Source organism: Pseudothauera rhizosphaerae, assembly GCF_004801305.1.
GTDB lineage: Bacteria > Pseudomonadota > Gammaproteobacteria > Burkholderiales > Rhodocyclaceae > Pseudothauera > Pseudothauera rhizosphaerae.
Genome location: NZ_SSOD01000010.1, coordinates 73981 through 92869 on the forward strand (window position 1 = coordinate 73981; position 18889 = coordinate 92869).

An 18889-nucleotide genomic window follows, 5' to 3' on the forward strand; every position below is an offset into this window, starting at 1 on the left:
TCAGGCCCCTCCCGCCTTCTTGCCGCCCTTGAACATGGCGAGCATGCGTTCGGTGACCACGTAGCCGCCGGCCGCGTTGGCCGCGCCGAGGAAGACCGCGACGAAGCCGATGGCCAGTTGCAGTGGACTGTCCGGGTCGGCGCGGCCGAGCACGACCATGGCGCCCACCAGCACGACGCCGTGGACGAAGTTGGAGCCGCTCATCAGCGGCGTGTGCAGGATCACCGGCACGCGCGAAATCACCTCGTAACCGGTGAACGCGGCCAGCATGAAAACATACAGTGCGGTAATACCGTCCATGTGAGCCTCCCCGATTACAGTCCCAGAACCTGCTTCACGCCGGCATGGCGCAGCTCCCCCGCGTGGGTGAGGCAACAGCCGGCCATCACCTCGTCCTCCCAGTCGAGCGCCAGGGCGCCTTCCTTGATGAAGGGCGAGATGAAGTTGAACAGGTTCTTGGCGTACATCTCCGAGGCATGCACCGGCATGCGGCTGGCGATGTGGGTCGGGCCGATCACCAGCACGTCGTTGATCCACACCTTCTCGCCGGGCACCGTGCCCTCCACGTTGCCGCCGGTTTCGGCGGCCATGTCCACCACCACCGCGCCGGGCTTCATGCGCCCGATCATGTCCGCGGTGATGATCTTCGGTGCGCGCTTGCCGGGGATGGCCGCGGTGGTGATCAGCGCGTCGCACTGCCCCACCGCCTTGGCCAGGCGTTCGGTCTGCTGGGCCTTCTCTTCATCGGTCAGTTCCCGGGCGTAGCCGCCCTTGCCCGCGGCGGACACACCGGTATCCACGAAGCGGGCACCCAGGGACTCGACCTGCTCGCGGGTCTCGGGGCGCACGTCGTAGGCTTCCACCATGGCGCCGATGCGCCGCGCGGTGGCGATGGCCTGCAGGCCCGCCACGCCGGCGCCGATCACCAGCACCTTGGCCGGGCGGATGGTGCCGGCGGCGTAGGTCAGCATGGGGAAGAACTTGGGGCTGTGGTCGGCGGCGATCAGCGCGCATTCGTAACCGGCCACCGCGGCCTGGCTGGAGAGCGCATCCATGGACTGCGAACGGGTGATGCGCGGCAGCAGTTCCAGCGCGAAGGCGGTGATCTGCTTCTCCAGCAGCAGCTTCGCCCGTTCGGCATCGCCCCACGGCTGCAGCATGCCCAGCAGCACGCTGCCGGGTTTCATCGCCGTGAGGAATTCGGCCTTGGGCGGCTGCACACAGAGCAGCACGTCGGCCGCCGCATACAAGGCTTGCGCGTCGGCGGCGAACTCGACGCCGGCAAAGGCTTCGTCGCGGTAATGCGCCGGCAGGCCGGCGCCGGATTCCATCAGCACTTGCGCGCCGAGGCCCTGGTACTTCTTGACCACGTCCGGCACGACGGACAATCGTCGCTCGCCGGGAACGGTCTCCGCAGGCACTCCGAGAATCAGAGGCATAGGACGCTCCTCCCTAGGGAATGGGTGTGAAGGTATGCGCCGTCCCTGCCTTTCTTGTGTCTCCCCTTGCGCCTGCCGAAGCGGCGCGCGTGCGGCGCGCGTCAGATATTACTGATAATCCTGTCATGCGCAACTGCGCATGCCGATTTCCTTGCCGGAGTTTCCCCAGGCCGTGCCCCGCGACGCCCGGCACGACCCATACGCTGCGTGCGCGTCACCAGGCGTTCATGTGCGCGGCCCTGGCGCTGCGCACCGGCGCCTCGACCAGCTTGATGATCGCCACGGAGATGTTGTCGCCATAGCCGTCGGCGCGCTCGCGCGCCCGCGTGACCAGCGTCTGGGCGGCCTCGCGTGTCGGCAGCGCGGCCACCGCACCGCACAGTTCCTCGTCGGAGAAATAGGTCCACAGTCCGTCCGAACACAGCAGGAAGCTGTCGCCGGCCTTCAGCGGCATCTGCCGGCCATGTTCGATGTCGGGTTCGCGCTCGCTGCCGAGACAGGACAGCAGCACGTTGCGCTGGGGGTGGCGCAGGGCGGCCGTCTCATCGATCCTACCTTGGCGCTGCAGTTCGCCGACCAGCGAATGATCCTTCGTGCGCGAGACCAGCTCACCACTACGAAAGTGATAGAGGCGCGAATCGCCGCAATGCACCCAGTCGGCACGGCCGGGCTGGAGCATGAGAACCACTGCGGTGCTGTGCGGGTCCTGTTCGCTGGTGAAACGGGTCAGCTTGATGACCACGTGCGCCTCATTGACCACGCTGTCCAGCAGGTGCTCGGGCGTCTCGGAGCGCGGCGCATAGGCCTCGAAATTCTGCTTGGCCTTGATCAGCACCTGTTCGGCCGCCATCGCGCCGCCGGAGTGCCCGCCCATGCCGTCGGCCAGCACCGCCATCATCGTGCCCGGCAGGGTCGGATGGGCGAACAGCGCCACCCGGTCCTGCTGTTCCTTGCGGTCTCCGGTATGGCGGGCGACGCAGGTTTCGATGGTGAGCGGCATGGAGCGGAGAGCGATGGAAGATGGCGGCTCATCATAGCAATCACGCCCCAGATTGGGCATCTGGAAACCGCGGCCCGTATGCTCCGAACGCGCCTGGGTGTGACAAATATCACACTCGCCCGACCTCCCGCGCCGACGCGCGCGCAGCCTGCCCGGCTTCTATTACGTTCTTCGTATCAGAGCGCAAACCCGTTGAGGCGCGCGTCGATCAGTTCGATCCAGTGCCGGATCGGCACCGCGGTGCCGCCCTGCAGGTGGGAGATGCAGCCGATGTTGGCTGAGGCGATCAGCGTGGCGCCGTGCTCGGTCAGGGCGGCAACCTTGTTCGCGCGCAACTGCTGCGACAGCTCCGGCTGCAGCAGCGAGTACGTGCCGGCCGAACCGCAGCACAGGTGGGCGTCGCGCACCGGCACCAGGCGGAAGCCGGCGGCTTCCAGCAGGCCCTCGACCACGCCGCGCACCTGCTGCCCGTGCTGCAGCGTGCAGGGGGCGTGCCAGGCCACCGTCACGGGCTCCGGCCGGCGCACCTGGAACAGTTGGGCCAGGCGCCCGGCCTCCGCGGCGACCACGGCGCTCACGTCCACCGTCAGCTCGCTGATGTGCCGTGCCCGGTCGGCGTAAATCGGATCGCCCTGCAGCATGTGGCCGTAGTCCCTGACCTGCAGGCCGCAGCCGGACGCGGTCATGACGATGGCCTCGATCTCGCCGCGCTCGATGCGCGGCCACCAGGCATCGATGTTGCGCCGCGCATCCGCCCGCCCGCCTTCCTGGTCGTTGAGGTGGTAGCGCACCGCGCCGCAGCAGCCGGCGCCGGGCTGCTCGACCAGGGAAATCCCCAGCGTATCCAGCACCCGCGCCGCGGCGGCGTTGATGGCCGGCGCCATCGCCGGCTGCACGCAGCCCGCCAGCGCGAACATGCGGCGCGCGTGGCGGGCGCGCGGCCAGGGGCCGGCCGGGTGCGCGGCCGGCACTTTCTCGCGCAGCGGCCCGGGCAGCAGGCCGCGCACCAGGCGGCCGGCCTTCATCGCCGCGCCGAACAGTTCCGTGCGCGGCACGAATTCCCGCAGCACCCAGCGCGCCGCGCGCTCCAGGCCGCGGCGGGGCGCACGGGCTTCCACTAGGTGGCGGCCGATGTCCACCAGGCGGCCATACTGCACGCCGGACGGACAGGTGGATTCGCAGGAACGGCAGGTCAGGCAGCGGTCCAGGTGCACACGGGTCTTTTCCGTGGCCGGCTGGCCTTCCAGCACCTGCTTGATCAGGTAGATGCGCCCGCGCGGGCCGTCCAGCTCGTCGCCGAGCAACTGATAGGTGGGACAGGTGGCGGTGCAGAAACCGCAGTGCACGCATTTGCGCAGGATCTCGTCGGCCTCGCGCCCCTCGTGGGTGTCGCGGATGAAGTCGGCAAGCTGGGTCTGCATGGTCAGAAATCCTGGTGGAGACGGCCGGGGTTGAAGATGTCGGCCGGGTCGAACGCGTCCTTCAGGCGCCGGTGGATGGCCAGCAGCGGCGCGGGCAGCGGGTGGAACACGGCGCCGCTGCGGTCGCCGCCGCGGAACAGGGTGGCGTGCCCGCCGAGCTGGGCGGCGCGTTCGCGGATGCGGCCGGCGGGCTCGGTGCTGCGCAGCCAGCGCTGCGCTCCGCCCCATTCCATGAACCGTTCACCACCGAGCTTGAGGGGCGCCGCCGCGCTGGGCATGGAAAGGCGCCACAGGGCGCCGCCGCCCACGCCCGCGCCGAACCAGGGCAGGGTCTGCTCGCGCACGCCCAGCCAGAAGGCCGCGGCCTCGTCGGCGCCGACGCGCTCCCCGCCCAGGTCGGCGAGCGCCGCCTGCACCGCGGCCTCGGCGCCGGACAGGCGCACGGTCAGGGCGCCGTCGGCCCAGGCGGAAGCGGAAATCGGCAGCGGCCTGCCGCCCCAGGCGTTGAGGCGCCCGATGGCCTCGGCCTCGCCCAGGTCGAAGCGCAGCGTGGCCTCGGCCACCGGGCGCGGCAGCACCTTCAGGGAGACTTCCAGCAGCACGCCCAGCGTGCCCAGGCTGCCGGCCATCAGGCGCGACACGTCGTAGCCGGCCACGTTCTTCATCACCTGCCCGCCGAAACGCAGCACCTCGCCGCGCCCGTCCAGCAGCTTCACCCCGAGCACGAAGTCCCGCAGCGCCCCCGCCGCCGCGCGGCGCGGCCCCGAGAGGCCGGCGGCCACCGCGCCGCCCACGGTGGCGCCGCTGCCGAAGTGCGGCGGCTCGAAGGCGAGCATCTGGCCTTTTGCCGCCAGTTCGGCCTCCAACTCGGCCAGCGGCGTGCCGGCGCGCACGGTGACCACCAGTTCGGTGGGTTCGTAGGCGACGATGCCGCGGTAATCCGTGGTGTCGAAGCGCTCGCCGCGCACGCTGCGGCCGTAAAAGTCCTTGCTGCCGCCGCCGCGCACATGCAGCGCGATGCGGTCGGCGGCCGCGGCGCGGATGCGGTCCGCCCAGGCGGCCACAATGGGGTCGAGGCTGTCACTCATTCGTCTGTCGTCTCGTCGTGCTTGTTCGGGGGAGGCCGCTTCGTCACGCCCTTGAGGGCGAGCCAGGCGCCCACCAGGGAGAGCACCGGCACGGCGACCAGCAGGAACTGCGTCCAAGCCTTGTTCATCGCTCAGAAGCGCGGGATGTCCGGGTAGGGCACGTGGCCCGCGGACACGCGCATGCGGCCGTACTCGGCGCAGCGGTTCAGCGTCGGGATGGCCTTGCCGGGGTTGAGCAGGCCGGGCGGGTCGAAGGCCGCCTTGACGCGGAAGAACTGGCGGATTTCGGCGCTGGCGAACTGGGAACACATCTGCTTGATCTTCTCGATGCCCACGCCGTGCTCGCCGGTCACGGTGCCGCCCAGGGCCACGGACAGTTCCAAGATTTCGCCGCCGAAGGCTTCGGCTCGTTCCGTCTCGCCCGGCCGGTTGGCGTCGAACAGGATCAGCGGATGCAGGTTGCCGTCGCCGGCATGGAACACGTTGATGCAACGCAGGCCGTACTTGCCTTCCATGGCCTGGATGGCTTCCAGCATCTCCCCCAGGCGCTTGCGCGGGATGGTGCCGTCCATGCAGAAGTAATCCGGCGAGATGCGCCCGGCGGCGGGAAAGGCGGCCTTGCGCCCGGCCCAGAACTTCAGCCGTTCGGCCTCCGAGCCGGACACGCGGATCTCGGTGGCGCCGCTGGCTTCAAGCACCGCGCGCACGCGGGCGATCTCCTCGGCCACCTCCTCCGGCGTGCCGTCGGATTCGCACAGCAGGATGGCCTTGGCGCCCAGCGGGTAGCCGGCGTGCACGAACTCCTCCACCGCGGCGGTGGCGGGCTGGTCCATCATCTCCAGCCCGGCCGGGATGATGCCGGCGGCGATGATGGCCGCCACCGCGTCGCCGGCCTTGATGACGTCGTCGAAGGCCGCCAGCACGCACTGGGCGAGCACCGGCTTGGGCGTGAGCTTGACGGTAACCTCGGTGACCACGGCCAGCATGCCCTCGGAGCCGGTCATGAGCGCCAGCAGGTCGTAGCCGGGGCTGTCCAGCGCATGGCTGCCGATCTCGACGATCTCGCCCTCGATGGTGACGCCGCGCACGCGCAGCAGGTTGTGCACGGTGAGGCCGTACTTGAGGCAATGCACGCCGCCGGCGTTCTCCGCCACGTTGCCGCCGATGGTGCAGGCGATCTGCGACGACGGGTCGGGCGCGTAGTACAGGCCGTGGGGCGCGGCGGCTTCCGAGATGGCCAGGTTGCGCACGCCCGGCTGCACCACCGCGGTCCGCGAATGGGGGTCCAGGTGCAGGATGCGGTTGAAGCGGGCGAGCGACAGCAGCACGCCGCGGTCGTGGGGCAGCGCGCCGCCCGACAGGCCGGTGCCCGCCCCGCGCGCCACCACCGGCACGCCCTGCTCGTGACAGGCGCGCAGCACGGCCACCACCTGCTCCTCATCGTGGGGCAGGGCCACGGCCAGGGGCACCTGGCGGTAGGCGGTAAGGCCGTCGCACTCGTAGGGGCGCAGGTCTTCCGGGTCGTACATCAGCGCGCCCACCGGCAGCACGCGGGCCAGCGCCTCGATCAGGCGCGCCTTGTCGATGGCCGCGAAGTCGGCCTCATGTTCGGCGGCGAGCGGTTCGTCGGACTGGACTTGGGTTTCCGGCATGGCTCTCGATTCCGTTGCAGCCGGCAATCGCCGCCGGCCGATTCATCCCGTGGGAGCGGGCTTGCCCGCGATGCGGCGTCGTTTGTACCCGGAACCGCAGTATCGCGGGCAAGCCCGCTCCTACAGGGCAGTGATGCTACGCAGCGCCCTGCCCGGCAGCCATTGGGGCAATCCCGCCATTTTCGGCCACCGCCAGCCAGCCCAGACCGGATTCGGTGTCCGTGCCCAGCGGACGATATTCAGCCCCTACCCAGCCGCCGTAGCCCAGGCGGTCGATCTCGGCGAACAGCCAGGGGAAGTTGATCTCCCCGCTGCCCGGTTCGCCGCGGCCCGGGTTGTCGGCGAACTGGATGTGGCCGATGCGCGGCAGGAAGCGGGCCAGCGTGCGCGCCAGATCGCCTTCCATCACCTGGGCATGGTAGATGTCGTACTGGATATGGAGATTCGCGCGCCCGGCCGCCTCCAGCAGGCGGGCGGCCTGCCCGGTACGGCACAGGAAGAAGCCCGGCGTGTCCACCGTATTGAGCGGCTCGACCAGCACGCGCACGCCGTAGGGCGCGGCCCGGTCGGCGGCGTGGCACAGGTTGTCCGCCAGGGTGGCGCCGGTCTCGTCGGCCGCCGCGCCGTCCGGCGTGATGCCGGCCAGGCAGTTGATCTGCCGGCAGCCCAGCTCGCGGGCGTAGTCGAGGGCGAGCTCGACCCCGGCGCGGAACTCCGCCACCCGGTCCGGCAGACAGGCCAAGCCACGCTCGCCGCCCGCCCAGTCGCCGGCCGGAAAGTTGAACAGCACGACCTCCACCCCCGCCTCCCGCGCCGCCCGTGCCACTTCGGCGGCCGGCCATTCGTACGGGAAATGGAACTCCACGCCGCGAAAGCCGCTGCGCGCGGCGGCGGCGAAACGCTCCAGGAAGGGACGGTCCTGGTACAGGAAGGACAGGTTGGCGCTGAAACGGGGCATGGGGCGGTCCTCGGCGCGGGATACGAGGGCTATCCGACGGGGAGCCGATTCTGCGCCATCCAGCTCCGCTCTGCCACCGCGGCGCAGAGCTGCAACGGGCTGCTAACATGCCGTCTTTTTCCGCCTTGCCGGCACCCATGCCCCCCGCCCCGCTGCTCGAACGCCTGCTCCCCTTCCTCGCCTGGCCGCGACTGTGGTCCGCGGGCGGTCTGCGGAACGACCTGGTGGCGGGCATCACGGTGGCGCTTGTCATGGTGCCGCAATCGCTGGCCTACGCCCAACTCGGCGCCCTGCCGCCCCACATCGGCCTGTACGCGGCGCTGCTGCCGGCCGTGGTCGGTGCCCTGTTCGGCTCCTGCGGGCAGCTCTCCACCGGCCCGGTGGCGCTCACCGCGCTGCTCAGCGGCGCCAGCCTGCTGCCCCTGGCGCGCCCGGACACACCCGAGTTCCTCGCCCTGGCGGTGCTGCTGGCGCTGCTTTCCGGGCTGATCCAACTCGCGCTGGGCGTGCTGCGCCTGGGCTGGCTGCTCAACCTGCTCTCCCATCCGGTGCTGATGGGCTTCATCAACGCCGCAGCGCTGATCATCTGCCTGTCGCAATTGCCGCCGCTGCTCGGCCTGCACCTGTCTAACGGCGAACAGTTCCTCGCCGGCCTGGCCGGCGCGCTCGCCGACCCCGGCCGCATCCATCTGCCTTCGGTACTGTTCGGGCTGGGCGCGCTGGTGGCGCTGACGGCCTTGCGGCGCTTCGTCCCCCGCCTGCCGGGGGTGCTGCTGGTCGCCGCGGCGGCCACCGCGCTGTCCGCGCTCCTCGGCTTCGAGGCCGGCGGCGGCCGCGTGGTCGGCGCGATTCCCGCCGGCCTGCCGGATCTCGTCCTGCCGGCGCCGGATCTGAAGGCGGCCGCGGCCCTGCTGCCGGCCGCCTTCGTCATCGCGCTGGTGAGCTTCATGGAGGCAGCCTCCAGCGCCCGGCTGATCTCCGGCAAGCGGCGCCAGCCGTGGAACCAGAACCAGGAGTTGATCGGCCAGGGCCTGGCCAAGCTGGCCGCCGCGTTCTCCGGCGCCATGCCGGTCAGCGCGTCGTTCTCCCGCTCGGCGCTCAACCACGCCAGCGGCGCGCGCACCGGTTTTTCTTCGCTGGTGACCGCGGCGGTGGTGCTGCTCGCCCTGCTCCATTTCACGCCGCTCTTGTGGCATCTGCCGGTGCCGGTGCTCGCCGCCATCATCCTGCAGGCGGTGGTGGGGCTGATCGACGTCCGCGCCCTGGCCCGCGCCTGGCACGCCAGCCGGGACGACGGCCTGGCCGGTACGCTCACCTTCGCCGCCACGCTGGCCTTCGCGCCCAACATCCAGAACGGCATCCTCACCGGCCTGCTGTTCTCGCTGGCACTGATGCTCTACCGCAGCATGAAGCCGCGCGTGGCGCTGCTGGGCCTGCACCCGGACGGCACCTACCGCGACCTGGAACGCTTCGGGCTCACCCACCCGCACCCCCACGCGGTGATCCTGCGCTTCGACGGCCCGCTCACCTTCGTTACCGCCGCCACCTTCGAGGAGGGCGTCCTGCGCGCCGTGCGCGCCCAGGACGCGGTGCGCGTGGTGCTGGTCTCCGGCGCCGGCATCAACGACATCGACGCCACCGGCCTGCACACGCTGGGCGGCCTGGCCGAGCGCCTGCGCAGCCAGGGCCAGTTCATGGCCTTCTGCGGGCTGAAGAAGCAGGCCATCGACGCGCTGCAGCGCGACGGCCTGTGGGAACACCTGGCACCGCATGCCGCCTACCGCACCGAAGCGCAGGCGCTGGAAGCGCTGCGGCTCGTCCTCGACGGCACCGGAAGCGCCTGATCCGCCAGCGTTTTGTAGGCACCGCGCTATTGACTCGAAAGGCTTTTTTCACTAGAGTGCGCGATTCTTCGCAACAACCCATCAACTGGAGCAACACCATGTACGCGGTGATAAAAACCGGTGGCAAGCAGTATCGCGTCACCACCGGCGAAAAGATCAAGGTAGAACAGATACCGGCCGACGTGGGCTCCGAAATCACCATCGACCAGGTTCTCATGGTCGGCGAGGGCGAGTCGGTCAAGATCGGCACCCCGGTGGTTTCCGGCGCTTCCGTCAAGGCTTCCGTGGTTTCCCACGGCCGCCACGACAAGATCAAGATTTTCAAGATGCGTCGTCGCAAGCACTACCAGAAGCACCAGGGCCATCGCCAGAACTACACCGAGCTTCGCATCGAAGCGATCTCGGCCTAGCAGGACCAGGAGGTAATACGTCATGGCACACAAAAAAGCTGGCGGCAGTTCCCGTAACGGTCGCGACTCAGAATCCAAACGACTCGGCGTCAAGCGCTATGGTGGCCAGCAGGTCCTCGCGGGCAACATCATCGTCCGCCAGCGCGGCACCCAGTACCACCCTGGCGAGAACGTCGGCATCGGCAAGGACCACACCCTGTTCGCGCTGAAGGACGGCACCGTCCAGTTCTCCGTGAAGGGTTCCCAGAAGCGCCGCACCGTCACCATCGTGCCCGCTGCCGCCTGATCCTCTTCAGGCAGTCCGAAAAGCCCTATCCTTGCGATAGGGCTTTTTTGTTTTCGGCCATCACAGGCAACCCCATGAAGTTCTTTGACGAAGCACGCATCGAGGTCATCGCCGGCGACGGCGGGAATGGCATCGCCTCCTTCCGGCGCGAGAAGTTCGTGCCCCGCGGCGGTCCGGACGGCGGCGACGGCGGGCGCGGCGGCAGCGTGTTCGCGGTGGCCGACCGCAACCTCAACACCCTCATCGACTACCGCTACACCCGCATCCACCGCGCCCAGCGCGGCGAGAACGGCGGCAACAAGGACTGCTACGGCAAGAGCGGCGAGGACATCGTGCTGCGCGTGCCGGTGGGCACGGTGATCACCGACCTGGACAGCGGCGAGCTGGTGGCCGACCTGGACGAGGACGGCAAGCAGGCCATGCTGGCCCGCGGCGGCAAGGGCGGCCTGGGCAACATCCACTTCAAGTCCAGCGTCAACCGCGCGCCCCGCAAGCGCACCATGGGCGAGGAAGGCGAGCGCCGCAACCTGCGCCTGGAACTCAAGGTACTGGCCGACGTGGGTCTGCTGGGCATGCCCAACGCCGGCAAGTCCACCTTCATCCGCGCCGTATCCGCCGCCAAACCCAAGGTGGCGGACTACCCCTTCACTACCCTCGCGCCCAACCTGGGCGTGGTGCGCGCGAGCGAATCGAGGAGCTTCGTCATCGCCGACATCCCGGGCCTGATCGAAGGCGCGGCCGAAGGCGCCGGCCTGGGCCACCAGTTCCTGCGCCACCTGGCGCGTACCCAGGTGCTGCTGCACCTGGTGGATCTGGCTCCCTTCGACCCGGAGGCGGACCCGGTGCGCGACGCCCGCGCCATCGTGGACGAACTGCGCAAGTACGACGAAGACCTGTACCGCAAGCCGCGCTGGCTGGCCCTCAACAAGCTCGACCTGATTCCGGAGGAAGAGCGCGAAGCGCGGGTGGCCGCCTTCCTGGCCGCCTACGGTCCGGTGGACCGCCACTTCGAGATTTCCGCCCTCAAGGGCGACGGCTGCCAGGCACTGATCTTCGCGCTGCAGGATTTCATCGACGCCCAGCGGGCGCAGCAGGAGGCCGAACGGGCCGCCCGCCGTGCCGAGCACGAGGCCGCCCAGGCGGCCCTGCTGGCCGAACGCATCCGCCCGCGCGAGATTGGCGAACTGAGCGACGAACTGGACGACGAGGACATCGGGGAAGCGGACGACGACGCGCAAGAGGACACTCCGCCCCGCGACTGAACGACCCGGTACCCACCATGAGAACGAAGATTCGCGATGCCCGCCGGCTGGTGGTCAAGGTCGGCAGCGCCCTGGTGACCAACAACGGCACCGGGCTGGACAAGGAGGCGATGGCCGACTGGGCGCGCCAGATCGCCACGCTGCGCGACGCCGGCAAGCAGGTGGCGCTGGTGTCTTCCGGCGCCATCGCCGCCGGCGTGCAACGCCTGGGGTGGAAGAAACGCCCCCACGAGATGCACCGGCTGCAGGCCGCCGCCGCCGTGGGCCAGATGGGCCTGGTGGAAGCCTACGAGGAAGTCTTCGCGCGCCATGGCCTGCACACCGCGCAGATCCTGCTCACCCACGACGACCTCGCCGACCGCAAGCGTTACCTCAACGCCCGCTCCACCCTCAACACCCTGCTCGATCTCGGCGTGGTGCCCATCATCAACGAGAACGACACCATCGTCACCGACGAGATCAAGTTCGGCGACAACGACACCCTAGGCGCCCTGGTCGCCAACCTGATCGAGGCCGACGCCCTGATCATCCTGACCGACCAGCAGGGCCTGTATACCGCCGACCCCCGCCGCGACCCCGCGGCCGAACTGATTGCCGAGGGCAAGGCGGAAGACCGCCGCTTCGAGGCCATGGCCGGCGGCGCCGGCAGCGGCATCAGCAAGGGCGGCATGATCACCAAGGTGCGCGCCGCCCAGCGCGCCGCCCGCAGCGGCGCCCACACCTGCATCACCAGTGGCCGCGAGGCCGACGCCCTGCTGCGCCTGGCCGCGGGCGACAGCCTGGGCACCCTGCTCTACGCCACCAGCACCCCGCTGCAGGCGCGCAAGCAGTGGCTGGCCGACCACTTGCAACTGGCCGGCAGCCTGGTGCTGGACGCCGGTGCCGTGGCCGCGCTGCGCGCCGGACGCAGCCTGTTGCCGGTGGGCGTGACGGAAGTGCGCGGCGAGTTCGAGCGCGGCGCCGCGGTGTCGCTGCACGACGAAGCCGGCGGGGAACTGGGACGCGGGCTGATCAACTACAACAGCACCGAGGCGCGCCGCATCGCGCGCAAGGCCAGCGGCGAGATCGAGGCGGTGCTGGGCTACCTGGACGAACCGGAACTGATCCACCGCGACAACATGGTGGTGCGCTGACACGGGCAGCGAGCTGCCGGACACAAAAAAAAGACGCCCCGCGGGGCGTCTTTTTCATCGCAGTATGCGATGTCAGGCGGGGGTAAGCCGGCGGCGCAGCGAGGCGCCCAGGCCCAGCAGACCGATGCCGAGCAGGGCCAGGCTCGCCGGTTCCGGAACCAGCAGCAGGTTGGCACTGCCATTGCTGGTCACCAGCAGCGCGGAGCAGTTTTCGAAACCGTAGAGCTGCAGGCAAGCCGCCGGGTCCTGTGGCACCGCAGGGGCGCTGATCTGGTTGTTGGTGCGCACGTCGAAGAACAGGCGGCCTTCCGCGATGTATTCGTCGAGCGCTCCGCCCTCCGAAGGATCACTGAGCAGGCCCGCAAGGCTACCCGTGATCAGGGCCGTCAGCGTCGAAAAGCCGTTCGTGCCACTGGAACCGAAGAAGTTGTTCAACCCACCGCCGGACGGATTGATCAACGACAGGTCGGCAAGGAGAACCTCATCCGGTCCGCCCAGCACCTGGCCGAACAACTGGATCGAACCGACGCCGGCCGCGAACACGTACTCGAGCGCGCCACCCGGCCCGACGGAAGTCACGGAACCGCTGAGCCCGTTGAAGACGATGCTGAGGCTGGCGAAATTATTCAGGAAGGACGGCGACCCAAAATCGTTCGCTCCCTGCACGTTCTCCGGGACATACCCGATCGAGTAGATCGCGCCGAACTCCACGAAATTGGCGCCCACAAAGGGATTGCCCGCCGCATCGGTCTCCTGGATCACGTTGGCGAAACCGCCGGACAGCGACAGATGGCCGATATTCGTCGTCGTGGATGTGCCTTGGGCCGTCGTGTAGGACAGCCCCCAGCCGTCCAGGACCACGGCGGCCTGAGCGGCACCAGTACCCAGCAGCGCGCCGCTGACGGTGGCGGCAAGTGCGAGTTTCTTCAGGTTGATCATGATCGGCTCCAGAAATCCGGTTCAGGTGAAATCGTTCCTGACCGACATAGAGCAGATTGCGTGCCAACAATAAAATAATCAGTTAAATCAAAATCTTAAACACAACCCCAAAACAACTATCGTCATAGATGTAAAGAATCCCGACACCCCACCGGAAACCGGGAAATTCCTCACCTCATCAACTCGGCGAGCACGCGGCGGACGGAGCGAGAGCGGGCGCACCGTCCCTGGCCGACGCGGCCGAAAAACACCGCCTTGCCGTCGGTCCCGAGCATGCGTTCGACCTGGGCCCCGACGCGGGAGATCGCCCCGTTGATCGCCGGATCGGCCGAGACCGCGGGGCGATTGCCGGCGTACCAGCGGAAGATCAGCGGCGTCATCTCCGGCTGCAGGCGCAGATCCAGCGACTCGGCCGTCAGCCACAGGCGCTGCATGGCAATACCGGCACGCACGTAGTCCTCCGCCGATTCCGGCGCCCGCTCCGCACTCACCAGTACGTGCGCGGCGCAGCGCAGGGCGGGCAGCACGTCGAGCTGGATGCGGGGCGCGATGGTGCCGCCCAGGTAGCGGTTGAAGAAATCGACACGTTCCCAGCTCTGCATCACCCAGCGCATCAGGCGTGCGGTGGCGGGATCGACGCCCACGGCCTGCTCCGGGATGCGGTCGGCACTGAAGCGCGCGCCCCACTCGATGACCTTCTTGTGCACCGGATAGGCTTCCGGGCAGGTCAGGCGGATGCCCGCGTTGTCCCACAGCAGACCGGCGATGCGGCGGCGCTCGGCAAAATCCTCGAACAGCCTGACCGTATAGCCCGGCCCCGGCGCCGCCTGCAAGGCCTGGCGCTGCGCGTCGGTGAGCGGCGTGGTCCTCAGCGGCCGGCGCTGCACGCAGCGGGTCTTGATGAAGGGGACGAGCGGATCGGCTGCGAGCGCCGGGTCGTCGGTGAGCTTCACGTCGAACACCGGCGCCGTGTCGGGCGTCCCCGGCCGGCGCACCCAGTCGGCCCGCAGGCCGTGGCCGGTGGCGGCGATGCGCAGCGTCTCCAGCAGCGCACCATGGGCCATGTGGCTGGCGTGGCCGTCGAAGTCGTACAGGCACCAGTCCCGCGTGTCGTGGCCGTGAATGGCGACGTGGTCGGCGGCGACGATCTCGAAACGCCACGGCTGTTCGTTGTCGCCACTGGGGGCCCAGCGGGCGAGGTCGAGGATGTTCAGCAGGGTGTCGCGTTCAGCCACGGGCGGCTCCGGAGGTTTTCATCTTGGCCAGTTGCTTGCGGGCGATCCACAGCCCCAGGCGCTGCACCGGGTTGCGGTTGCCGCCGGGGCGCCAGGTACGCACCAGACGCTGGCGGTAGGCGTCGAACTGGTAGCCGTGGGGCGCGGCGCGCACGCCGCCGCGGCCGAGCAGGATCTTCAGCGCCTCGGTGGCGGTGACGCCGGCGCACAACTGGCAGGCGGCAATGGTGGATGGCCCGCGCCTTTCGGCCAGATTCACCCGCGACGGATCGGCCAGATAGCCCCGCTGCAGCATGCCGGGCGACAGGCCGAGCAGGAAGCGCACCGCCATCTCGTCCTCGTCGCAGCCTTCCAGGCAGAAGTACTCCTCGAAGGACATGCCGCCCGGCATGAACACCAGCACCGCGGTGCCCAGCCCCAGGGGCGCGGCGGTGACGGCCGGGATGCCCAGGCGGTGGCAGGCGGCGAAGGTGGAGCGGCGCGCTTCGAAGGCGAAGAAGTCGAGGCCGTCCACGTAGAGGTCCACGCCGCGCAGGAAGTCGTCCAGGTTGTGCTGGGAGACGCCCTCGGGAAAGCGGCGGATGTCGAGCTGCGGATTGATGTCGGCCGCCATCTCCGCCAGCACGTCCACCTTGGGCCGGCCCAGGGCGGAGACCATGGCGCCGGCCTGGCGGTTGAAGTTCACCACGTCGAAGGTGTCGAAGTCCGAGGTGTTGAACGCGCCGATGCCCAGGCGCGCCAGCGTGAGCAGGTGTACGCCGCCCACGCCCCCCATGCCGGCGATCGCCACCCGCTTGCCGCGCAGTTGCTGCTGTTCGGCCTCGGTCACCCAGCCGATGTTGCGCGAGAAGGCGGCGTCGTAATCGAAAGCGGCGGCCATGGAACAACTCCTTAGTGATCGGCGGACTCGCAGCTATCATAGATAAGTACCCCCGCCCTTGAAACCGCCCGCTGAGGTGAGCATTGTCCGCCGCCCTTGTCCAGACCGTGCGCCTGGCCGCCCGCAACCTGCTGCGCCAGCGCCGCCGCGCCCTCCTCGCGCTGGCCACCGTGGTGGGCGGCGTGGTGGCCTATCTGCTGGCCGGCGGCTTCATCCACTGGATATTCCAGGACATGCGGGAATCCACCATCCATTCCCAGCTCGGCCACATCCAGATCACGCGCCCCGGCTACTTCCGCGAAGGGTTGGGCGACCCCTACCGCTACCTGCTGCCGACCGACACCGGGGCGGCCGGGGCCGCGGGCAGCGGCGGCGTGCGTACCGTGGCGCCGCGGCTTGCCTTCAGCGGGCTGGTGAGCAAGGGGGAGGACACCATCTCCTTCGTCGGCGAGGGCATCGACCCGGCGCTGGAAGCGCCCATCACCCGCGCCATCACCATCGTCGCCGGCCGTGACCTGACCGGGGCGCCGCCCGAATCCGTGCTGCTCGGCGAAGGCCTGGCCGCCAACCTGGGCGCCCAGCCGGGGGACAAGGTGGTGCTGCTGGCCACCACCGCGGACGGCGGCATCAACGCCGTGGAGCTGGAGGTGGCGGGCCTCTTCGCCACCATCACCAAGGCCTACGACGACACCGTGCTGCGCGCGCCCATCGCCGTGGCCCGCCAGTTGATGCGGGTGGAAGGCGCCACGAGCTGGGTGATGCTGCTGGACGACACGGACGCCACCGCGCAGACCGTGTCCGCCCTGGGCACCCGCCTGCCGGCCGACGGCTTCGAGATCATCCCCTGGTCGGACCTGGCGGATTTCTACAACAAGACCGTGGAGCTCTTCTCCCGCCAGGTGGGCGTGGTGCGCCTGCTGATCGCCTTCATCGTGGTGCTGTCCATCTCCAACACCCTGTCCATGGCCGTCATCGAGCGCACCGGCGAGATCGGCACCTCCATGGCCATCGGCGTGCGCCGGCGCGGCATCCTGGCGCTGTTCGTGTCCGAAGGCGTGCTGCTGGGCATCGCCGGCGGCGTCATCGGCGTGCTGGCGGGCTACGCGCTGGGCGCGCTGATCTCGGCCATCGGCATCCCCATGCCGCCGCCGCCCGGCATGGCGCGCGGCTACACGGGGCAGATCGCCATTCCCCCCGCGCTGGCGCTGGACGCCTTCCTTCTCGCCTTCGTCACCACGCTGGCGGCGAGCATCTTCCCGGCCTGGAAGGCCTCGCGCATGAACATCGTCGACGCCCTGCGCCACCAACGGTGACCGCCATGCTCCTCAAGCTCGCCCTGCGCAACGTCTTCCGCCAGAAAGTGCGCACCGCCATGACGCTGGCGGCCATCGTGTTCGGCGTCACCGGCCTGATCCTCTCCGGCGGCTTCGTGCAGGACATCTTCCACCAGCTCGGCGAAGCCATCATCCACTCCCAGACCGGCCACGTGCAGGTGTTCCGCAAGGATTTCATGGAGCGCGGCAGCCGCCAGCCGGACCGCTTCCTGATCGACGAACCGGACGCCCTCGCGCGCCGCGTCGAGGCCCTGCCCCAGGTGGCGGAGGTGGCCGCGCGGCTCAACTTCGCCGGCCTGCTCAACAACGGCCGGCGCGACCTGGCGATCATCGGCGAGGGCGTGGAGCCGGACAAGGAGGCCCGCCTCGGCACCTTCCTGCAGATCATCGCCGGCCGCCAACTGGAGGACGGCGACGCCTTCGGCATCCTGCTCGGCCAGGGCGTGGCCCACTCCATGAGCCTGAAGCCCGGCGACCCGGTGACGCTGGTCATGAACACCGCCGACGGCGCGCTGAACACGCTGGATTTCCAGGTGATCGGCGTGTTCCAGAGCTTTTCCAAGGATTTCGACGCCCGCGCGGTGCGCATTCCGCTGGCCGCGGCCCAGGAGCTGATGTACACCCCCGGCGCCAACGTGCTGGTCGCCACCCTGCACCGCACCGAAGACACGGACGCCGCCCTGGCCGCGATCCGCGCCCAGCTCGACCCGGCGGCGCTGGAAGCGCGCAGTTGGCGGCAGTTGTCGGACTTCTACGACAAGACCCTGCAGCTCTACGACCGCCAGTTCGGCGTGCTGCAGCTCATCATCCTGTTCATGGTGCTGCTGTCGGTGGCCAACAGCGTGAACATGAGCGCCTTCGAGCGCCTGGCCGAATTCGGCACCCTGCAGGCGCTGGGCAACCGCAAGCGCGACGTGTTCCGCCTGATCCTCACCGAGAACTGCCTGCTGGGGCTGATCGGCAGCCTGCTGGGAGTCGTGATCGGCATCACGCTCGCCCTCGCGATCTCCGCCATCGGCATCCCCATGCCGCCGCCACCCAATGCGAACGTCGGCTACACTGCCTTCATACGCATCATCCCGCTCACGGTGCTCACCGCCTTCCTCATCGGTTTCGCGGCCACCCTTCTGGCAGCGATCTTTCCGGCCCGCCGCGTTTCGGCAACGCAGGTCGTGGACGCGCTGAGGCAGGGCACCTGAGCAGCTCGGGGGAACCGCCATGCTGCTCTTCGAACGCTTCAACCTCGGACACGGTTTCCGCAAATACTTCCGCATCGCGCCGGCGGTGGACGACTCCCTGCGCGACCGTGTGTACCGCATCCGGCACGAGGTCTATTGCGAGGAACTCGGCTTCGAACCCGAACGCCCCGACCGCCGCGAGACCGACGAATACGACGCCCAGAGCCTGCATTGCCTGCTGACCACCAATGCCGACCCGGAACAGCCGGTGGGCTGCACGCGGCTGGTGCTGACCTCGCAGGACGACCCGGACGCCCCGCTGCCCTTCGAACACACCTGCGAGGCCACGCTGGACCGGCGCATCATCGATCCGGCGCGGCTGCCGCGCGAGCGCATTGCCGAGGTGTCCCGCCTCGCGGTGCGCGGCACCTACCGCCGCCGCCGCGGCGAGGCGCGCACGGCCGTGGCGATCAACGACGAGGACTTCGGCCAGGGCGACCGGCCGCGCTTCCCCTACATCCCCATCGGTCTCTACCTGGGCGCGGTGGCGCTGGCCTCGCGCAGCGGCATCGACACCCTGTTCGTGCTCACCGAACCGCGCCTGGCCTCGCATTTCGCCAAGCTGGGGGTGGAAATCCGCCAGATCGGCGGCGGCGTGGAGCACCGCGGCCTGCGCGTGCCGTCGGTGATGGACGTGCCGGGCATCGTCAAGAACATGCGCCTGATCATCAAGCCGATCTGGCGCGTGATCCAGGAAGAGATCGAACAGGGCTACGAGCGCAGGGCCGGCGGCGCAGGGCTGTCCGATCCACCGGGCGGGATCGTCTAGC

General features: G+C 69.3%; 19 protein-coding genes. 8 read left to right on the forward strand and 11 right to left on the reverse strand.

Translation table 11 applies throughout. The features are described from left to right. From E6O51_RS13470 to hyi, 8 genes are all read right to left on the reverse strand, one after another. A complete protein-coding gene (locus E6O51_RS13470; RefSeq protein WP_136385515.1) occupies positions 1-300 on the reverse strand; it encodes an NAD(P) transhydrogenase subunit alpha in 300 nt (99 codons plus the stop codon). 14 nt (positions 301-314) lie between these two features. Further along, complete coding sequence (locus tag E6O51_RS13475) at positions 315-1439, reverse strand: NAD(P) transhydrogenase subunit alpha (RefSeq protein ID WP_136385516.1); 1125 nt, start codon at positions 1437-1439, stop codon at positions 315-317. A gap of 214 nt (positions 1440-1653) precedes the next feature. Then, positions 1654-2439 carry a PP2C family protein-serine/threonine phosphatase gene (locus tag E6O51_RS13480; protein WP_136385517.1) on the reverse strand — a complete coding sequence of 262 codons (786 nt, stop codon included), beginning with the start codon at positions 2437-2439 and terminating at the stop codon, positions 1654-1656. Positions 2440-2615: 176 nt separating this feature from the next. Then, positions 2616-3860: a glycolate oxidase subunit GlcF gene (gene glcF / locus E6O51_RS13485; protein ID WP_136385518.1), complete on the reverse strand. Its 1245-nt coding sequence runs from the start codon at positions 3858-3860 to the stop codon at positions 2616-2618. A gap of 2 nt (positions 3861-3862) precedes the next feature. Continuing rightward, a complete protein-coding gene (gene glcE, locus E6O51_RS13490; RefSeq protein ID WP_136385519.1) occupies positions 3863-4948 on the reverse strand; it encodes a glycolate oxidase subunit GlcE in 1086 nt (361 codons plus the stop codon). Further along, positions 4945-5076, reverse strand: a complete 132-nt coding sequence (locus E6O51_RS22395) for a hypothetical protein (protein ID WP_269140104.1) — start codon at positions 5074-5076, stop codon at positions 4945-4947. Before E6O51_RS22395 ends, glcE begins: the two co-directional genes overlap by 4 nt. 3 nt (positions 5077-5079) lie before the next feature. Then, positions 5080-6600 carry an FAD-linked oxidase C-terminal domain-containing protein gene (locus tag E6O51_RS13495; protein ID WP_136385520.1) on the reverse strand — a complete coding sequence of 507 codons (1521 nt, stop codon included), beginning with the start codon at positions 6598-6600 and terminating at the stop codon, positions 5080-5082. A gap of 136 nt (positions 6601-6736) precedes the next feature. Further along, positions 6737-7558 (reverse strand): hydroxypyruvate isomerase, encoded by an 822-nt coding sequence (hyi, locus tag E6O51_RS13500; RefSeq protein ID WP_136385521.1) that lies wholly within the window; start codon positions 7556-7558, stop codon positions 6737-6739. 137 nt (positions 7559-7695) lie between these two features. Here hyi and E6O51_RS13505 point away from each other — a divergent pair, with 137 nt between their 5' ends. The 5 genes from E6O51_RS13505 to proB all read left to right on the forward strand — a co-directional run bounded on the left by E6O51_RS13505 (position 7696) and on the right by proB (position 12493). Then, positions 7696-9402 carry a SulP family inorganic anion transporter gene (locus E6O51_RS13505; protein ID WP_136385522.1) on the forward strand — a complete coding sequence of 569 codons (1707 nt, stop codon included), beginning with the start codon at positions 7696-7698 and terminating at the stop codon, positions 9400-9402. Between the two features lie 98 nt (positions 9403-9500). Continuing rightward, positions 9501-9812: a 50S ribosomal protein L21 gene (gene rplU, locus E6O51_RS13510; RefSeq protein ID WP_136385523.1), complete on the forward strand. Its 312-nt coding sequence runs from the start codon at positions 9501-9503 to the stop codon at positions 9810-9812. Between the two features lie 22 nt (positions 9813-9834). Then, the gene (gene rpmA, locus E6O51_RS13515; protein WP_136385524.1) at positions 9835-10098 is read left to right on the forward strand and encodes a 50S ribosomal protein L27; all 264 of its coding nucleotides are present in this window, start codon (positions 9835-9837) and stop codon (positions 10096-10098) included. Between the two features lie 74 nt (positions 10099-10172). After that, positions 10173-11360: an Obg family GTPase CgtA gene (cgtA, locus tag E6O51_RS13520; protein ID WP_136385525.1), complete on the forward strand. Its 1188-nt coding sequence runs from the start codon at positions 10173-10175 to the stop codon at positions 11358-11360. A gap of 17 nt (positions 11361-11377) precedes the next feature. After that, the gene (proB, locus tag E6O51_RS13525) at positions 11378-12493 is read left to right on the forward strand and encodes a glutamate 5-kinase (RefSeq protein ID WP_136385526.1); all 1116 of its coding nucleotides are present in this window, start codon (positions 11378-11380) and stop codon (positions 12491-12493) included. A gap of 72 nt (positions 12494-12565) precedes the next feature. Here the strand turns inward: proB and E6O51_RS13530 are convergent, their stop codons facing one another. The 3 genes from E6O51_RS13530 to E6O51_RS13540 form a co-directional block, all read right to left on the reverse strand. Further along, positions 12566-13432, reverse strand: coding sequence for a PEP-CTERM sorting domain-containing protein (locus E6O51_RS13530; protein ID WP_136385527.1), 867 nt, complete (start codon positions 13430-13432; stop codon positions 12566-12568). 170 nt (positions 13433-13602) lie between these two features. Further along, entirely contained in the window at positions 13603-14667 is a 1065-nt protein-coding gene (locus tag E6O51_RS13535; protein ID WP_136385528.1) for a nitroreductase family protein, read from the reverse strand. Next, positions 14660-15547, reverse strand: coding sequence for a ThiF family adenylyltransferase (locus tag E6O51_RS13540; protein WP_136385529.1), 888 nt, complete (start codon positions 15545-15547; stop codon positions 14660-14662). Before E6O51_RS13540 ends, E6O51_RS13535 begins: the two co-directional genes overlap by 8 nt. An 83-nt stretch (positions 15548-15630) precedes the next feature. Here E6O51_RS13540 and E6O51_RS13545 point away from each other — a divergent pair, with 83 nt between their 5' ends. The 3 genes from E6O51_RS13545 to E6O51_RS13555 are packed head-to-tail and all read left to right on the forward strand — an operon-like array spanning position 15631 to position 18888. Beyond that, complete coding sequence (locus E6O51_RS13545; RefSeq protein WP_230976793.1) at positions 15631-16860, forward strand: ABC transporter permease; 1230 nt, start codon at positions 15631-15633, stop codon at positions 16858-16860. Positions 16861-16865: 5 nt separating this feature from the next. After that, positions 16866-18080 (forward strand): ABC transporter permease, encoded by a 1215-nt coding sequence (locus E6O51_RS13550; RefSeq protein WP_136385530.1) that lies wholly within the window; start codon positions 16866-16868, stop codon positions 18078-18080. 19 nt (positions 18081-18099) lie between these two features. After that, positions 18100-18888, forward strand: coding sequence for a PEP-CTERM/exosortase system-associated acyltransferase (locus E6O51_RS13555; protein ID WP_136385531.1), 789 nt, complete (start codon positions 18100-18102; stop codon positions 18886-18888). Position 18889: the final 1 nt, after the last annotated feature.

What these genes read in the sequence shown, in the direction of transcription:
- E6O51_RS13470 (WP_136385515.1), bottom strand. Translation starts at nt 300, where the DNA reads ATGGACGGTATTACCGCACTGTATGTTTTCATGCTGGCCGCGTTCACC.
- E6O51_RS13475 (WP_136385516.1), bottom strand. Translation starts at nt 1,439, where the DNA reads ATGCCTCTGATTCTCGGAGTGCCTGCGGAGACCGTTCCCGGCGAGCGA.
- E6O51_RS13480 (WP_136385517.1), bottom strand. Translation starts at nt 2,439, where the DNA reads ATGCCGCTCACCATCGAAACCTGCGTCGCCCGCCATACCGGAGACCGC.
- glcF (WP_136385518.1), bottom strand. Translation starts at nt 3,860, where the DNA reads ATGCAGACCCAGCTTGCCGACTTCATCCGCGACACCCACGAGGGGCGC.
- glcE (WP_136385519.1), bottom strand. Translation starts at nt 4,948, where the DNA reads ATGAGTGACAGCCTCGACCCCATTGTGGCCGCCTGGGCGGACCGCATC.
- E6O51_RS22395 (WP_269140104.1), bottom strand. Translation starts at nt 5,076, where the DNA reads ATGAACAAGGCTTGGACGCAGTTCCTGCTGGTCGCCGTGCCGGTGCTC.
- E6O51_RS13495 (WP_136385520.1), bottom strand. Translation starts at nt 6,600, where the DNA reads ATGCCGGAAACCCAAGTCCAGTCCGACGAACCGCTCGCCGCCGAACAT.
- hyi (WP_136385521.1), bottom strand. Translation starts at nt 7,558, where the DNA reads ATGCCCCGTTTCAGCGCCAACCTGTCCTTCCTGTACCAGGACCGTCCC.
- E6O51_RS13505 (WP_136385522.1), top strand. Translation starts at nt 7,696, where the DNA reads ATGCCCCCCGCCCCGCTGCTCGAACGCCTGCTCCCCTTCCTCGCCTGG.
- rplU (WP_136385523.1), top strand. Translation starts at nt 9,501, where the DNA reads ATGTACGCGGTGATAAAAACCGGTGGCAAGCAGTATCGCGTCACCACC.
- rpmA (WP_136385524.1), top strand. Translation starts at nt 9,835, where the DNA reads ATGGCACACAAAAAAGCTGGCGGCAGTTCCCGTAACGGTCGCGACTCA.
- cgtA (WP_136385525.1), top strand. Translation starts at nt 10,173, where the DNA reads ATGAAGTTCTTTGACGAAGCACGCATCGAGGTCATCGCCGGCGACGGC.
- proB (WP_136385526.1), top strand. Translation starts at nt 11,378, where the DNA reads ATGAGAACGAAGATTCGCGATGCCCGCCGGCTGGTGGTCAAGGTCGGC.
- E6O51_RS13530 (WP_136385527.1), bottom strand. Translation starts at nt 13,432, where the DNA reads ATGATCAACCTGAAGAAACTCGCACTTGCCGCCACCGTCAGCGGCGCG.
- E6O51_RS13540 (WP_136385529.1), bottom strand. Translation starts at nt 15,547, where the DNA reads ATGGCCGCCGCTTTCGATTACGACGCCGCCTTCTCGCGCAACATCGGC.
- E6O51_RS13550 (WP_136385530.1), top strand. Translation starts at nt 16,866, where the DNA reads ATGCTCCTCAAGCTCGCCCTGCGCAACGTCTTCCGCCAGAAAGTGCGC.
- E6O51_RS13555 (WP_136385531.1), top strand. Translation starts at nt 18,100, where the DNA reads ATGCTGCTCTTCGAACGCTTCAACCTCGGACACGGTTTCCGCAAATAC.